At 74.0% G+C, this 15,666-nt stretch carries 15 protein-coding genes; 5 read left to right on the forward strand and 10 right to left on the reverse strand.

Going from position 1 to position 15,666, the window contains the following annotated elements; translation table 11 throughout:
* Window positions 1–48 precede the first annotated feature (48 nt).
* From JL106_RS13355 to JL106_RS13365, 3 genes are read left to right on the forward strand one after another with little or no spacing between them, the layout of a single operon-like run.
* The gene (locus JL106_RS13355; protein ID WP_205261201.1) at window positions 49–2,103 is read left to right on the forward strand and encodes a bifunctional aldolase/short-chain dehydrogenase; all 2,055 of its coding nucleotides are present in this window, start codon (window positions 49–51) and stop codon (window positions 2,101–2,103) included.
* Window positions 2,100–3,557: a rhamnulokinase gene (locus JL106_RS13360; protein ID WP_205261202.1), complete on the forward strand. Its 1,458-nt coding sequence runs from the start codon at window positions 2,100–2,102 to the stop codon at window positions 3,555–3,557. The genes JL106_RS13355 and JL106_RS13360 overlap by 4 nt, the downstream gene beginning before the upstream one ends.
* Before the next feature lie 25 nt (window positions 3,558–3,582).
* Window positions 3,583–3,897, forward strand: coding sequence for an L-rhamnose mutarotase (locus JL106_RS13365; protein WP_205261203.1), 315 nt, complete (start codon window positions 3,583–3,585; stop codon window positions 3,895–3,897).
* A 19-nt stretch (window positions 3,898–3,916) separates the two neighbouring features.
* Here JL106_RS13365 and aroB read toward each other — a convergent pair whose 3' ends face one another.
* The 6 genes from aroB to dapE form a co-directional block, all read right to left on the reverse strand.
* A complete protein-coding gene (gene aroB, locus JL106_RS13370; RefSeq protein ID WP_205261204.1) occupies window positions 3,917–5,077 on the reverse strand; it encodes a 3-dehydroquinate synthase in 1,161 nt (386 codons plus the stop codon).
* Complete coding sequence (locus JL106_RS13375) at window positions 5,074–5,631, reverse strand: shikimate kinase (RefSeq protein WP_205261205.1); 558 nt, start codon at window positions 5,629–5,631, stop codon at window positions 5,074–5,076. The genes aroB and JL106_RS13375 overlap by 4 nt, the downstream gene beginning before the upstream one ends.
* A gap of 10 nt (window positions 5,632–5,641) precedes the next feature.
* Window positions 5,642–6,877 carry a chorismate synthase gene (gene aroC / locus JL106_RS13380; RefSeq protein ID WP_328842325.1) on the reverse strand — a complete coding sequence of 412 codons (1,236 nt, stop codon included), beginning with the start codon at window positions 6,875–6,877 and terminating at the stop codon, window positions 5,642–5,644.
* An 80-nt stretch (window positions 6,878–6,957) separates the two neighbouring features.
* Window positions 6,958–7,380 carry an MmcQ/YjbR family DNA-binding protein gene (locus tag JL106_RS13385; protein ID WP_205261207.1) on the reverse strand — a complete coding sequence of 141 codons (423 nt, stop codon included), beginning with the start codon at window positions 7,378–7,380 and terminating at the stop codon, window positions 6,958–6,960.
* Window positions 7,381–7,459: 79 nt separating this feature from the next.
* A complete protein-coding gene (locus JL106_RS13390; RefSeq protein WP_205261208.1) occupies window positions 7,460–8,242 on the reverse strand; it encodes an LOG family protein in 783 nt (260 codons plus the stop codon).
* A gap of 139 nt (window positions 8,243–8,381) precedes the next feature.
* Window positions 8,382–9,509, reverse strand: coding sequence for a succinyl-diaminopimelate desuccinylase (gene dapE / locus JL106_RS13395; RefSeq protein WP_205261284.1), 1,128 nt, complete (start codon window positions 9,507–9,509; stop codon window positions 8,382–8,384).
* A gap of 131 nt (window positions 9,510–9,640) precedes the next feature.
* On the opposite strand from dapE, the gene dapD reads away from it, so the two are divergent.
* Both dapD and JL106_RS22115 read left to right on the forward strand, forming a co-directional pair.
* The gene (gene dapD / locus JL106_RS13400; RefSeq protein ID WP_205261209.1) at window positions 9,641–10,711 is read left to right on the forward strand and encodes a 2,3,4,5-tetrahydropyridine-2,6-dicarboxylate N-succinyltransferase; all 1,071 of its coding nucleotides are present in this window, start codon (window positions 9,641–9,643) and stop codon (window positions 10,709–10,711) included.
* A gap of 141 nt (window positions 10,712–10,852) precedes the next feature.
* Window positions 10,853–12,337, forward strand: a complete 1,485-nt coding sequence (locus tag JL106_RS22115; RefSeq protein WP_205261210.1) for a CHAD domain-containing protein — start codon at window positions 10,853–10,855, stop codon at window positions 12,335–12,337.
* A 205-nt stretch (window positions 12,338–12,542) separates the two neighbouring features.
* Here JL106_RS22115 and dapC read toward each other — a convergent pair whose 3' ends face one another.
* The 4 genes from dapC to mshB all read right to left on the reverse strand — a co-directional run bounded on the left by dapC (window position 12,543) and on the right by mshB (window position 15,660).
* Entirely contained in the window at window positions 12,543–13,718 is a 1,176-nt protein-coding gene (gene dapC, locus JL106_RS13410) for a succinyldiaminopimelate transaminase (protein WP_205261211.1), read from the reverse strand.
* A gap of 2 nt (window positions 13,719–13,720) precedes the next feature.
* Entirely contained in the window at window positions 13,721–14,047 is a 327-nt protein-coding gene (gene fdxA / locus JL106_RS13415) for a ferredoxin (RefSeq protein ID WP_205261212.1), read from the reverse strand.
* 186 nt (window positions 14,048–14,233) lie between these two features.
* Window positions 14,234–14,746, reverse strand: a complete 513-nt coding sequence (locus JL106_RS13420; RefSeq protein ID WP_205261213.1) for a hypothetical protein — start codon at window positions 14,744–14,746, stop codon at window positions 14,234–14,236.
* Entirely contained in the window at window positions 14,743–15,660 is a 918-nt protein-coding gene (gene mshB / locus JL106_RS13425; RefSeq protein ID WP_205261214.1) for an N-acetyl-1-D-myo-inositol-2-amino-2-deoxy-alpha-D-glucopyranoside deacetylase, read from the reverse strand. The genes JL106_RS13420 and mshB overlap by 4 nt, the downstream gene beginning before the upstream one ends.
* Between the last annotated feature and the right edge of the window lie 6 nt (window positions 15,661–15,666).

The following is a 15,666-nucleotide window of genomic DNA, read 5'->3' on the forward strand; positions in this document are numbered from 1 at the left end:
GGGCCCCGCGCCCGATCCCTTCCGCGCTTCGACCAAGGAGTTCCCAGCGTGAGCGACCCGACCGCGTCCCCCGCAGATCCCGTCCGGCAGCTCGTCGAGCGGTCCAACCGGCTCGGCGCCGACCCTCGCAACACCAACTACGCCGGCGGCAACACCTCGGCCAAGGGCACGGCGGTCGACCCGGTGACGGGCCGCGACGTCGAGCTCGTCTGGGTCAAGGGCTCCGGCGGCGACCTGGGCACGCTGACCGAGCGGAACCTGGCCGTGCTGCGGCTGGACCGGGTCCGCGCCCTGGTCGACGTCTACCCCGGCGCCGACCGCGAGGACGAGATGGTCGCCGCCTTCGACTACTGCCTGCACGGCAAGGGCGGCGCCGCGCCGTCCATCGACACCGCCATGCACGCCCTGGTCGACGCCCCGCACGTCGACCACCTGCACCCGGACTCCGGCATCGCGCTGGCCACCGCGGCCGACGGCGAGCAGCTGACCGAGCAGTGCTTCGGCGACCGGGTGGTGTGGGTCCCCTGGCGTCGGCCGGGCTTCCAGCTCGGGTTGGACATCGCCGCCATCAGGGCCGCCAACCCCCAGGCCGTCGGCTGCATCCTCGGCGGTCACGGCATCACCGCCTGGGGCGCGACCTCGGCCGAGGCGGAGGCCCACTCGCTGGAGATCATCCGGACCGCCGAGACGTTCCTGGCCGGGCACGGCGTGGCCGAACCGTTCGGGGCGGTGGTCCCCGGGCGCGAGCCGCTGCCCGAGGACCGGCGCCGCGCCCGGGCCGCCGCGCTGTTCCCCACCGTCCGCGGCCTGGCCTCCACCGACCGACCCCAGGTCGGGCACTTCACCGACAGCCCGGAGGTGCTCGAGTTCCTGGCCCGCGAGAAGCTCGCCGCGCTGGCTGAACTGGGCACCTCCTGCCCGGACCACTTCCTGCGCACCAAGGTGAAGCCGATGGTGCTGGATCTGCCCGCCGACGCGCCGGTCGACCAGGTCCTCGACCGGCTGCGGGAGCTGCACCAGGCCTACCGGGCCGACTATCAGGCCTACTACGACCGCAACGCCGGTCCGGCCAGTCCTGCCATCCGGGGTGCCGATCCCGCCATCGTGCTGGTCCCCGGGGTCGGCATGTTCAGCTTCGGCAAGGACAAGCAGACGGCGCGGGTGGCCGGCGAGTTCTACGTCAACGCGATCAACGTGATGCGTGGCGCCGAGTCGGTGTCCCGGTACGCGCCGATCAGCGAGGCCGAGAAGTTCGCCATCGAGTACTGGGCCCTGGAGGAGGCCAAGCTGCAACGGATGCCGGCGCCGAAGCCCTTGGCCACCCGGATCGCGCTGGTCACCGGGGCCGGCTCCGGCATCGGTCGGGCCATCGCCCAGCGGGTCGCCGCTGAGGGCGGCTGCGTGGTGGTGGCCGACCTGAACCTGGACACCGCGACCACGGTGGCCGGGGAACTCGGCGGTCCCGACGTCGCGGTGGCCGTGCAGGCCGACGTCTCCGACGAGGACGGCGTGGCCGCCATGGTCGCCGCCGGGGTGCTCGCCTTCGGCGGCATCGACCTGGTGGTGAACAACGCCGGGCTGTCGCTGTCCAAGCCGCTGCTGGAGACCACCGTGCGTGACTGGGATCTGCAGCACGATGTCATGGCCAAGGGCTCGTTCCTGGTGTCCCGGGAGGCGGCGCGGGTGCTCATCGAGCAGGGCATGGGCGGCGACATCATCTACATCTCCAGCAAGAACAGCGTCGTCGCCGGGCCGAACAACATCGCCTACTCCGCCACCAAGGCCGACCAGGCGCACCAGGTCCGGTTGCTGGCCGCCGAACTCGGCCCGCACGGGGTCCGGGTGAACGGCATCAACCCCGACGGCGTCGTGCGCGGCTCGGGCATCTTCGCCTCCGGCTGGGGCGCCTCACGAGCCGCGGTCTACGGGGTCAAGGAGGAGGACCTCGGCGCGTTCTACGCCAAGCGCACCCTGCTCGGCCGCGAGGTGCTGCCCGACCACGTGGCCGACGCGGTGTTCGCCCTGACCGCCGGCGACCTGACCCGGACCACCGGGTTGCACATCCCGGTCGACTCCGGCGTGGCCGCCGCCTTCCTGCGATGACCGGCCCGAGGGTGATCGATCCAGGCACGGTCGAGCTGGCCGCGGTCGACCTGGGCGCCTCCAGCGGCCGCGTCATGCTCGGCCGCATCGGCTCGGGACGGCTGGAACTCACCGAGTTGCACCGGTTCCGCAACGGCCCGGTGCGGCTGCCGGACGGGCTGTACTGGGACGTGCTGGGGCTCTACCAGGACGTCCTCGTCGGCCTGGGCCGCGCGGTCCGCCAGGCACCCGGGCTGGCCGGCGCGGCGATCGACTCCTGGGCGGTGGACTATGGTCTCGTCGACCCGGACGGCGCACTGGTCGGCAACCCTCGGCACTACCGGGACGCGCGGACCGCGGCGGTGATCGACCGGGTGCACGCGACCGTGGACGCCGCGGAGCTCTACCGGCGCACCGGGCTGCAGCACCTGCCGTTCAACACGCTGTACCAGTTCGCCGCCGACCCGGCCGTGTCCGTACCCGGCCGCACCGCGCTGCTGGTGCCGGACCTGCTCGGGTACTGGCTGACCGGACGGCAGATCACCGAGCAGACCAACGCCTCCACCACCGGCCTGCTCGACGCGCGCACGGGCGCCTGGGACGACGAGCTGATCCGCCGGCTCGGGTTCCCCGACGACCTGCTGGCGCCGCTGCTCCCGCCGGGTGAGGAGATCGGCCCGCTCACCCCGGAGGTGGCCACCGATCTGAGCCTGTCCCGCCCGCTGCCGTTGACCACGGTGGGCTCGCACGACACCGCCTCGGCGGTGCTGGGCGTGCCCGCCGACACCCCTGACTTCGGCTACATCTCCTGCGGCACCTGGGGTCTGGTCGGGGTCGAGCTGGACGCGCCGGTACTCACCGACGGCAGCCGGGACGCCAACTTCACCAACGAGCGCGGCGTCGACGGCACCGTGCGGTACCTGCGCAACGTCATGGGTCTGTGGCTGCTGTCGGAGTCCGTGCGCACCTGGCAGCGGTCCGGGACGACCGTCGACCTGGCCGAGCTGATCGAGCGGGCCGCCGCGCTGCCGGCCGGCGGGCCGCGCATCGACCCGGACGACCCGGTGTTCGCCCCACCCGGCGACATGCCGGAGCGGATCCGACGGGCCTGCGCGGCGCGCGACCAGCCGGTACCGGACAGTCCGGAGGCCCTGGTCCGCTGCGTGCTGGACAGCCTGGCCACCGCATTCGCCGCCACCCTGGCCGAGGCGGAACGGCTGTCCGGGCGCGCCGTGTCGGTGGTGCACCTGGTCGGTGGTGGCTCGCAGAACGCGCTGTTGTGCCAGCTCACCGCGGACACCTCCGGCCGTCCCGTGGTGGCCGGTCCGGTCGAGGCGACCGCCCTGGGCAACCTGCTGGTGCAGGCACGCACCCACGGCGCGCTCAGCGGCGACCGCTGGGCGTTGCGCCGCGAACTGCGCCGGGCGGTGCCGCTGCGCACCTACCGGCCTGCCGGCGTTCCCGCCCCCCGTTGACCGCTGCTCGACCGAGGAGATCGCCGTGCGGTGGTGTTTCACCCTGCAGGTCAAGACCAACCGGTTGGACGAGTACACCCGGCGGCACGCCGCGGTCTGGCCGGAGATGCTGGACGCGCTCCGGGCGGCCGGCTGGCGGAACTACTCGCTCTGGCTGCGCGAGGACGGCCTGCTCGTCGGTGTCGTCGAGGCCGACGACCTGGCCGCCGCTCAGCGGGCCATGGACGCCACCGCGGTGAACGGGCGCTGGCAGGCCGAGATGGCCGAGTTCATGGACACCGGTGGCCGCGCACCGGACCGGTCGATGCAGGTGCTGCGCGAGGTCTTCCACCTCGACTGACCGGCCACCGCAACGGATGTCAGAGCTGGATGATCCCCGGCGGACGCTTGCGCCCGGCCACCACCGAGTACGCCGCCGCCAGCAGCGACGGGTCCGGGCCGACCAGCCGGCCGGGCTTGGCCAGGCCGTCCAGCACCACGAACCGCAGGGTGCCGCCGCGGGACTTCTTGTCGCCGCCCATGATCGGTACCAGGTCGTTCAGCGCGTCCGGGTCGTAGGTGGTGGGCAGACCCAGCTGGTGCAGGACGGTGAGGTGCCGGTCGGCGGTGGCGTCGTCCAGCCGGCCGGCTGCGCGGGCCAGCTCGGCGGCGAACACCATGCCCACCGACACGGCCGCACCGTGACGCCACTTGTACCGCTCGCGCTGCTCGATGGCGTGGCCGAGGGTGTGCCCGTAGTTGAGGATCTCGCGCAGCGACGACTCCTTGAGGTCGGCCGCCACCACCTCGCCCTTGACCGCCACCGACCGGCGCACCAGTTCAGCCAGCGGCCAGTCGTGCGGATCCTCGGGCAGCTCGCCCTCGAGGAGGTCCAGGATCACCGGGTCGGCGATGAAGCCGGTCTTGACCACCTCGGCCATGCCGGCGATGAGCTCGTTGGCCGGCAGGGAATCCAGGGTGGCCAGGTCGGCGATCACCGCGGACGGCTCGTGGAACGCCCCGACCAGGTTCTTGCCCGCGCCGGTGTTGATACCGGTCTTGCCGCCGACCGCGGCGTCGACCATGCCGAGCAGCGTGGTCGGCACCTGCACCGCCCGCACGCCGCGCATCCAGGTCGCGGCCACGAACCCGGCCACGTCGGTGACCGACCCGCCGCCCAGTCCGATGACGACACCGGTGCGGTCCATCCCGACCTGACCGAGCACGTCCCAGCAGAACCCGAGGACCTCGAGCTTCTTGGCGTCCTCGGCGTCCGGCAGCACCAGCAGGTGGGTGGTCACACCGGCGTCCTGCAGCGCGTCGCGGATCGCCTCGGCGGTCATCGTCAGCGTCTCGGGATGCAGCAGTGCCGCCACCGTGGGCGGCGCACCCTTGGCCGGATCGCCGGTCACCGCGGCGATCAGCTCGTCCAGCAGCCCGCGACCGATGACGACGTCGTACGGGGCGGCCGTGGCCACGTGCACGGTCACCGGCTCGTCGCCCGATCCGGAAGCCGCAGTCTGCTCGACGATGTCGCTCATGCCGATCCCAATCCCAACCGCTCGGCGATCGCTGCCGCCACCTGGCCGACGGTGAGCCCGTCGGTGTCGATCTCGACCGCGGCGACCTCCTGGTACAGCGGCAGCCGCTGGGCCAGCAGCGACCGGTAGGTCGCCCGCGGGTTGATCCCGGCCAGCAGCGGCCGGTGCGAGGTCAACCCGACCCGCTTCATGCCGACCGATGCGCTGGTGGCCAGGAAGACGACCGCGTGACCGCGCAGCGCCGCCCGGGTGCGGTCCGACAGGACCGCACCACCGCCCAGGGACAGCACCCCGGCGTGCTCGGCCAGGCCGGCCGCGACGGCCTGCTCCTCCAGCTCACGGAACGCCGGTTCGCCGCGGGTGGCGAACAGCTCGGCGATGGTCATGCCCACCGTGGCCTCGACGTCGGCGTCCGTGTCCCGCACGGCCAGACCGGTCAGCGCGGCCAGCGCCGCCCCGACCGACGTCTTCCCGGAGCCGGGCGGTCCCACCAGCACCGCCTTCGGACGGACGCCCGCCGCACCCGAACCCTCGGCGCCGTCGCCGGTGTGCATCCCGGTCACGTCAGCCGGCCGGGCGCGCGGTCACCGCGGGCAACCCGTCCACGGTGCCGAGCGTGGCCAGGTAGGCCTGCGCGTTGCGCCGCACCTCGGCGAGCGAGTCGCCGCCGAACTTCTCCAGCACCGCGTCGGCCACGACCAGCGCGACCATCGCCTCGGCGACCACGCCGGCGGCCGGGACGGCGCACACGTCGCTGCGCTGGTGGATGGCCACCGCCTCCTCGCCGCTGGTCACGTCGACCGTGGCCAGCGCACGCGGCACCGTCGAGATCGGCTTCATGGCCACCCGCACCCGCAGGATCTCGCCGTTGGTCATGCCGCCCTCGAGCCCGCCGGCCCGGTTTGACGCCCGGCTGATGCCGCGCCCGTCAGGCCCGGCCACGGGGCTGATCTCGTCGTGCGCGGCCGACCCGCGGCGCCGCGCGGTGGCGAAGCCGTCACCGACCTCCACGCCCTTCATCGCCTGGATCCCCATCAGGGCGGCGGCCAGCCGGGCGTCCAGCCGGCGGTCGCTGTGCACGAAGCTGCCCAGACCCGGCGGCAGACCGTGCACCAGCACCTCGACCACGCCGCCCAGGGTGTCGCCGTCGGCCTTGGCCGCCTCGATCTCCGCGACCATCGCCTCGGTGGACGCCGGGTCCAGCGCGCGCACCGGTGAGTCGTCGATGGCGGCCCGATCGGACGGCTCCGGCAGCCGACCGGACACCGCGTCGGCCTCGCCGATCGAGACGACGTGGGACACGACCTCGGCGCCCAGCACCTCGCGGAGCAGGCTCTGCGCCACCGTGCCCAACGCCACCCGCGACGCGGTCTCCCGCGCGGACGCGCGCTCCAGCACCGGCCGGGCGTCGTCGAAGCCGTACTTCTGCATGCCGGCCAGATCGGCGTGACCCGGGCGCGGCCGGGTCAGCGGCGCATTGCGGCCGAGCGCGGACAGCGCCTCGGCATCGGCCTCGGGCAGCGGGTCGGGCGACATGATCTGCTGCCACTTCGGCCACTCGGTGTTGCCGATCTCCACCGCCACCGGACCGCCGAGCGAGATGCCGTGCCGCACCCCACCGAGCAGGGTGACCGCGTCCCGCTCGAATTTCATGCGCGCGCCCCGGCCGTAGCCCAGGCGGCGGCGGGCGAGCTGTTCGGCGATCGCCTCGGAGGTCACCGGGATCCCGGCGGGCAGTCCCTCCAGGACGGCGACCAGGGCAGGCCCGTGCGATTCCCCAGCAGTGATCCAACGCAACACGGCGACCATCCTCCCACGTCCGGCGGAGTCGCCGGCTCACGCACCGACACCGCCGTTCCGCCGGCGCCGGTCGCCCGGACTCAGCCGCGCCTGACGGTCGGCCCCTCGGCCTCCAACCGTCGCAGCAACGTCGGACGGGCGATCAGCCGGTACGAGCTGTCCACCAGCTCGGCGATCTCGTCCCAGTCGGCCGGGCCGGTCGTGAGGTCGAGTCCGAGCCAGCCCATCGCCCCGAAGTAGGCGGGCAGGAAGGTGCGCTCGTCCTGTTCCAGCGCCTGCCGGTCGGATTCGTCGACCTTGACCAGCACCGCCTGCGGGTGCTGGATCATCGGCCCGCCGTGCGGATCCTTGCTCATCCCGGTCCAGCAGGCGAACAACTTGCCGGCCTTGAACATCGGGCGGCCGTGCGAGACGTGCTCCTCGGCTCCCGGGTACGCGAGCGCGATCGTCCGCAACCGACCCAGCAGCGGGTCGTCGTCGCGGTACCGGACGGGGTGCCCCACGCGGCGAGCCTACGAGCCGATCACCACACCCACCCGGTCAGCACCCCGGGGTCAGTGCGTGGGGATCAGTGAGTGGGGATCAGTGAGTGGCCTCCCAGGCCGCGTAGGCGTCGTGCACCACCCGGATCACGTCGTCCACGTCGTCGGTCAGGTGGACGAGCTTGAGGTCGGGGTCGGAGATGTTGCCGGACTCGGCCACCCGCTGGTGGATCCAGTCGACCAGACCGCCCCAGTACTCCGACCCGAACAGCACGACCGGGAACTTGGTCACCTTCTTGGTCTGGACCAGGGTGAGCGCCTCGAACAGCTCGTCCAGAGTGCCGAACCCGCCGGGCAGGCAGACGAACGCCTGCGAGTACTTCACGAACATGGTCTTGCGGGTGAAGAAGTACCGGAAGTTGATGCCCAGGTCGACGTACTGGTTGAGGCCCTGCTCGAACGGCAGCTCGATGCCCAGCCCGACGGACAACCCACCGGCCTGCTTGGCACCTTTGTTGGCCGCCTCCATCACGCCCGGACCGCCGCCGGTGATGACCGCGAACCCCTCCCGGGCGAGGGCACTGCCGATCTGCACGGCGGCCTCGTAGTACGGGTTGTCCGGCTTGGTCCGGGCGCTGCCGAAGACCGCCACCGACCGCGGCAGGCTGGCCAGGGCCCCGAAGCCCTCGACGAACTCCGCCTGGATGCGGAACACTCGCCAGGGGTCGGTGTGCACCCAGTCACTCGGGCCACGGGAATCGAGCAGGCGCTGGTCGGTGGTGGTGCTCTGCAGGCGTTGCTCGCCGCGCAGCACCACCGGGCCGCGGAAGCGCTCCGCGGGCCCGGCGCCGTTGCGCTGGGCGTCGTCGTCGAATTCGGTCACCCGTCCACAGTAGGGACCTGCGCCGACCTGCCGGCGGAGCCGCACGCAGCATCCGGGTGAACGACCGGTGACGCGCACCCGACCGGACACCGCTGAGCGGGCACACGGTCGAGCGGCGGATCACCCCATGAGGGCCGGATCACCCCATCAGGAAGGAACGGAGCACCTCGGTCATGGTCCGGATCTGCTCGCGGGACACCCACTCGTCGCGGGTGTGGGCCAGGGACGGATCCCCCGGTCCGTAGTTGACCGCCGGGATGCCCAGCGCCGCGAACCGGGACACGTCGGTCCAGCCGTACTTCGCCTGCACCTGCCCGCCGGCGGCGCGCACCGCGGCGACGAACCGGGCGGCGGCCGGGGCGGTCAACCCGGGCAGCGCGCCGGCCGCGCTGTCCAGCACCGTCACCGTGATCGGCGCCTCGGCGTCGTCCTCGTCGGACGGGTCGCCGGGCTGCCCGGCCGGCAGCAGCACCTCGGTGAGGGCGGTCACCGCCTGCTCGACCGAACGGTCCGGCGCGAACCGGTGGTTGACCCGGATCACACAGTCGTCGGGCAGCACGTTGCTGGCCACGCCCGCGGTGATCGCGGTGGCGTTCAGCCCCTCCCGGTACACGCAGCCGTCGATGTCCACCGACCGCGGACGATGCGCGGCCAGTCGGTCGAGCACGACAGCGGCCCGGTGGATCGCGTTGCGGCCCATCCAGGCCCGGGCCGCGTGGGCCCGGCGGCCGGGGACGGTCACCGCGACCGAGACGGTGCCCTGACACCCCGCCTCGACCTGGCCGCCGGTCGGCTCGGCCAGCACGGCCAGGTCGGCAGCGAGCCAGTCGGCGTGCTCGGCCTGCACCCGCGTCAGGCCGTTGCGGGCGAACTCGACCTCCTCGCAGTCGTAGAACACGAAGGTCAGGTCGTGCGACGGCTCGCGGCCGTCCGCCCACACCGTGGCGGCCAGGTGCAACAGCATGGCGTCGCCCGACTTCATGTCGGTGGTGCCGCAGCCGGCCAGCCGGTCCCCGTCCCGGGTGCTGGGCACGTTGTCCGCGATCGGGACCGTGTCCAGGTGACCGGCCAGCAGGACGCGGGACCTGCGGCCCAGGTGCGTCCGAGCCAGCACGGTGTTGCCGGTCCGCAGCATCTCGAAGCGACCCACCGCGCGCACCGCCGCCTCGACCGCGTCGGCCAGCGGGCCCTCGGTCCCGGACACCGACGGCACGTCGACCAGGTCGGCCGTGAGGTCGGCGGGGTCACGAGTCAGGTCCAGGGTCAGCCCGGTGACGGTTCCGCTCACCCGCCGGACCCTACCCGCGGCGCCGCGTCACCCCCGGGGACGCTCGACGACCGGGCGGCGCGCCCCGGGGCCGCCGGTCCGCCGCCGGTCAGCGTCTAGGCTGCTGACCCATGACCTCGGGCAGTTCGCCAGCAACTCCGACGGCGCCCGGCCAGGACGCCGCGTCGACCGACACCACACCGGCCACCCCGGTACCGGCCGCCGACGCACCCGTCAGCCCCGCCCCGGTGACCGCCGGAGCGGCCGCGACCGGCCTGGCCACGATCACCGAGGACGGCACCGTCCTGGACGTCTGGTACCCGGCGCCTGCCCTCACCGGCTCGTCCCCGACGGGCCCGGCCGAGGCGACGTCCCAGCCGGACCTGGCGGCCGCCGAACGCAGCGACGAGATCCGGCACACCCGCCAGGTGGTCGTCCAGACGGTCATCGAGTCGCTGGGCGACGCCCCGGTCGACACCGCTGACGTCTACCTGCGGCTGCACCTGCTGTCCGCCCGACTGGTCGAGCCCAGGTCGATCAACCTGGACGGCATCTTCGGTCTGCTGCCGAACAACGCGTGGACCTCGCTGGGACCGGTCCCGCCGGCCGACGTCGAGCGGGTGCGGCTGGCCGCGGCCGTCGAGGGCCATCGGCTCGCCGTGCACGGAGTGGACAAGTTCCCGCGGATGACCGACTACGTCGTCCCGGCCGGGGTCCGGATCGCCGACGCCGACCGGGTCCGGCTCGGCGCGCACCTGGCCGCCGGCACCACCGTCATGCACGAGGGCTTCTGCAACTTCAACGCCGGCACCCTGGGCGAATCGATGGTGGAAGGCCGCATCTCGCAGGGCGTAGTGATCGGCGACGGCACCGATGTCGGCGGCGGCGCCTCGATCATGGGCACCCTGTCCGGCGGCGGCAAGGAGCAGATCACCCTCGGCCGCCGGTGCCTGCTCGGCGCCAACTCCGGCGTCGGCATCTCCCTCGGCGACGACTGCGTCGTCGAGGCGGGCCTCTACCTGACCGCCGGCACCAAGCTGACGCTGATCGCCGACGGCACCACCACCGAGGTCGCCGCCCGCACCCTGTCCGGGACGTCCGGCCTGCTCTTCCGGCGCAACTCGCTGACCGGTGGGGTCGAGGCACTGCCCCGCTCGGGCAGCTGGGGCGGCCTCAACGCCGCCCTGCACACCACCAGCTGATCCAGATCCCCAGACCTTCCACGAGAGACGAGGCGAACGTTCCCGATGGCCCAGCGTCGAACCGGTTCGAACGACTCCGCCCCGGCGCGAGCCGGCACGACCCGGGCCGGCGCCGCGGCGAGCGGGTCCACCAGGGCCGCCGTGACCGCTCCCCGGCCGACCCGACGCCGAGCCACCGGGGCCACCGGGGCCTCGGACCGCACCACGGACGCCCCGACGATGGTGACCGGACCTGCTGAGTCCGGCACCGCTCAGTCCGGCGCCACTCAGGCCGGCGCGACTCAGGCCGGCACCGCCGCGACCAGGCCCGCCAAGACCCGCCGCGCCCGCAGCGCGGCGGAGGCCACCGGCCCCGAGCACCCGACCTCGCCCGCGGGTAGGAAGCCCGTCCGGAAGTCCCCGGCCCGCAGCCGGACCGGCGCGGCGGCCGCGGCCGAGGGGCGCGGCACGTCGACCACGCCCGACGGTCCGGTCGTCGACACCGACGCCGCCTCCCGGCCCACCCGCCGCCGCACGGCGGCCACCGCCGTCGACGGTGCACCCCGCACCCCCCGCCGGCGCGCGACCACCGCCGCTCGGGCGACCTCGGCCGCGTCCGACAGCACGCCCACCCGGACCCCGCGCCGGCGGGCCGCCCCGATCCCGGCCGCATCGCGGGCCGCCGCCCCGGCGGCCGACCCGGTGGTGCCGGACCCGGACGCCGACGTCGCCGAGACCACCGACGACACGTTGATGCCGCCGCGACCGGCGCCCCGCCGGCCCGGCCTGATCCCCACCGACATCGCCGACGCGCTCGGCGCGGTGCTGATCAAGGCCACCGGGGACATCCGCAAACACGAGCAGGGTTCCCGCACCGGCGGGGACATCGAGGACGTGCACAAGATGCGGGTCGCCACCCGGCGGATCCGCGCGTACCTCAAGGCGGCCCGCCCGGTGCTGGAGCGCGAGTCGGCCGACCGGCTCCGCGCCGACCTGTCCGCACTGGCCGGAACCCTCGGTGTGCTGCGCGATCTCGACGTGATGATCGACCGGATGCACCGCGAGGCGGTGGTGCTCGGCGACCCGGACACGGCAGCACTGGAGCGGCTGATCGGCGTGCTGGACGACGAGCGCCGCACGGCCCGCAAGGACCTGGTCACCGAGCTCGACCAGCCCGCCTACCAGGACCTGCTGGCCGAGCTCGATCAGGCCGGGCAGTCGCCGGCGGTCAGCGATCCGTGGGCGGACCTCACCGAGCTGGCGTCGGCCGAGTGGCGGCGGCTGCGCAAGGCCCGGACCCACCTGCACCGCACCCACGGCGAGCACCCGCCGGACGACGACCTGCACGAGCTGCGCATCTACGGCAAGCGGGCCCGGTACGCCTCCGAGCTGCTGCCGACCCAGCCGGAGATCCAGGACTTCCTGCGGGCCCTCGCCGACTTCCAGGAGGTGCTGGGCGACCACCAGGACGCCTCCGTGCTGGAGGCGCGACTGCGCCAGCTGGTCGAGCAGACCGGGGACGCCGGCGCGGCCATCGCCGCCGGGCGCGTGGTGCAGCAGTGCATCGAGACCCGACGCCGCGCGCGGGCCGCCTACCCGGACGCCTGGCAGCAGGTCAAGGCCGCCGCCGCGGTCGCGTTCGGCTGATCGGACCGTCCGCTCCCGCCCCGGGCCGGGGCGGGGCGGGAGCGCCCCGGGTGGCCCGAGGTGCCGCTGATCCGGTGCTCGGACGACATCACCGGCGCCGCAGCGTGTTTCGTCCCGCACGACGCGTCCTCCGAGTCCGGGCGCGTGCTCGACGTCCACGGCGCCCTGCCGGCTGACCCGGGGGTGCGGCGCCGGCCCGGCGGTGTCAGCCCGCGAGCCGGTCGGCGGCCGCGGCCACCCGTTCGTCGGAGGCGGTGAGCGCGACCCGGACGTGCCGGGCGCCGCCCGGGCCGTACATCGATCCGGGGGCGACCAGGATGCCGCGCTCGGCCAGCCACGCCACCGAGTCCATCGCCGGCTCGCCCCGGGTGCACCACAGGTACAGCCCGGCCGCCGAGGTGCCGTCGTCGCCGACGCGGAACCCGGCCGCCTCGAACGCCTCGAGCAGCACCGCGCGGCGCCGCTCGTACCGGCTGCGCTGCGCGAGCACGTGGCTGTCGTCGTCGAGCGCGGCCGCGGCGGCGGCCTGGACCGGCGCCGGCATCATCGCGCCGAGGTGCTTGCGCACGGAGGTCAGCTCGGCGATCAGCGTCGGGTCACCACTGACGAACCCGGCGCGGTAGCCGGCCATGTTCGACCGCTTGGACAGCGAGTGCACCGCGAGCAGACCGGTGTGGTCGCCGCCGCACACCTCGGGATCCAGGATCGACACCGGAGAGACGTCCCAGCCGAGGTCGATGTAGCACTCGTCCGAGGCGACCACGGCGCCCTGCCGGCGGGCCCAGGCGACCACCTTGGCCAGGTGCTCGGGCGGCAGCACCTTGCCGGTCGGGTTGGACGGTGTGTTGAGCCAGACCAGGGAGACCCGTTCCGGGCCCAGCTTGGTCAGCCCGTCCGCGCGCACCACGGTCGAGCGCGACATCAGCGCGCCGATCTCGTAGGTCGGGTAGGAGATCTCCGGGATGACCACCACGTCGCCGCGGCCCAGACCGAGCTGGGTGGGCAGCGAGGCCACCAGTTCCTTGGACCCGATGGTGGGCAGCACGTGTTCCGGGTCGATGTCCGGGACACCGTGGGCCCGGGCCAGCCAGCCGACGTACGCGGACCGCAGCGCATGGGTGCCGTGCACGGTCGGGTAGCCGGGGGCCTCGGAGGCACCGGACAGCGCGGACCGGACCGGGACCGGCACCCGGTCGACCGGCGTGCCGACGGACAGGTCGACCAGACCGTCGGGGTGCGCGGTGGCCTCCCGACGCGCCGGGAGCAGGCTGTCCCAGGGGAAGTCCGGCAGGTTCAACCCGGGCGCGAGCTCGCCGGCCGGGGTGTCGCCGGCCGAGTCCCGGTCCTCGTCGGTGGCCGTTCCCAGGCCGCGACCCGCCATCGTCAGTGCTCCCCACCCATGGGCGGCAGTCCGGCCACGAACGGGTCGTCCTTGTCGACCTTGCCCACCTTGGACGCGCCCCCGGGCGAGCCGAGATCGTCGAAGAAGTCGACGTTGGCCTTGGTGTACGGGGCCCAGGCGTCCGGCACGTCGTCCTCGTAGAAGATCGCCTCCACCGGGCAGACCGGTTCGCAGGCACCGCAGTCGACGCACTCGTCGGGGTGGATGTACAGCATCCGGTTGCCCTCGTAGATGCAGTCGACGGGGCACTCCTCGACGCAGGCGCGATCGAGCACGTCCACGCACGGTTCGGCGATCACATACGTCACAGCGGTCTCCAGGCCATCTCATGCCGCGTCGATCGCGGCGCGCTGCCGGCGCACACCTTAGTCGGGGCGGTCCCGGACGCCGGACCCACGAGCGGCGTCGAGGTCAGCGGCGCGGACCGGCACCAGCCGCTCCAGTATCCCCCGCGGGTCCGGACCACTCGGACGCACCGAGCCGATCAGTGCCGATCAGTGCCCGTGAGGACGCTCACCCATGGTGTCCGGGTCGGCCGGCCGCGCCGCGGGCAGTCGCGCGGCCCGCAACAGGACCAGGGTGGCGGCCGCCGTCAGGCAGCCCAGGCCGAGCAGCAACGCGGTGCGCCACTGCCCGTCGGTCACCCCCACCGGCCGGCCGTACAGGGAGTTCGGCGACAGCGACAACCACACCGCGGGCACGAACCAGCAGGCCACCGTGACCGCCACCGGCCAGAACGGCGGCACCAGGGCGGCCACCAGGCGGGGCAGCCCGGCCACCGTCAGGACCGCGATCACCACGCTCACCGGGAAGGGCACCGGGCCCAGGTACTGCGGCAGGAAGAACACCGACACCACCGCGGCCGCCGCGGCCAGCAGCCACATCCAGACGACGAGCACCCAGTCCGCGGCGCTCGGACGACGGGCCACCTCGTCCGGCTCGGCCTCGAGCACGGCCGGACCGCCCGGCGTGGCCGGGTCCGGGACCTCCGGCGGGAGCGCGGTCACCGCAGCCCGGCGAACAGGTCCGCCGCCCCGGTCAACGGCGTCGGGCCGGACCGGCCCGGGACCGCGGGGGAGCCGGGGTCGGTCGCCCCGGGCAGCGCCGGTCCGTCCAGCAGCCGGTAGCACTCGTACAGCGGATCGGGCTGCGCCACCCGGTTCGACAGCGCGAAACCGCCGGCCAGCAGCTCGACCTGGGTGGCGTGGGCGGCCAACGCCTCCCGGCGCACCGGGGCCCACGGTCCGACCGGCACCGCGGCGTCCACCGAATGGTCGGCCACCCGGAATCCGAGGTCCTCGGGACGGGACCGGTGGTACCCGGGCGGTGTCTCGTACCGGTCCACCGCCACCTGCACCGCCGTGGCCGGCTTGACCACCGCGAACAGCCGCCGCGGCTGCCCGTCGGCGCGTGGCGTCCGGCGCACGGCGGCCACGGTGATCTGGTGGGCGGCGATGTGGTCCGGGTGCCCGTACCCACCGTCCGCGTCATAGGTGAGCACCACCTGGGGATCGACCTCGCGCACCACCGCGGCCAGCGCCGCCACCGCCCGCTCGGTGTCCGGGCCACCGTCCGCCGCCCGGACGAACGCCCGGGGATGATCGGCCGACGGGGTGCCGGCCATCCCGGAGTCGCGGAAGCTACCGGCGCCAGCGAGCATCCGGTGGTCCCGGACGCGGAGCACCCGGCACGCCTCGCGGAGTTCGGTGTAGCGGTACCCGCCCAGCTGGTCGGCGTGCTCGGCGGCCAGCCCGGCCAGCTCGTCGCCGATGACCTCGCCCTGCTCCCCCAACGTGCAGGTGACCAGGGTGACGCCCACGCCCGACGCCGCCGCGGAGGCCAGCGTGGCGGCCATGGTGAGCGACTCGTCGTCGGGATGGGCGTGCACGGCGAGCAGCCGCATCGCGGGGCGGTCGGACATGCCTGG

This window comes from Nakamurella leprariae, assembly GCF_016918035.1.
GTDB classification, from domain to species: domain Bacteria; phylum Actinomycetota; class Actinomycetes; order Mycobacteriales; family Nakamurellaceae; genus Nakamurella; species Nakamurella leprariae.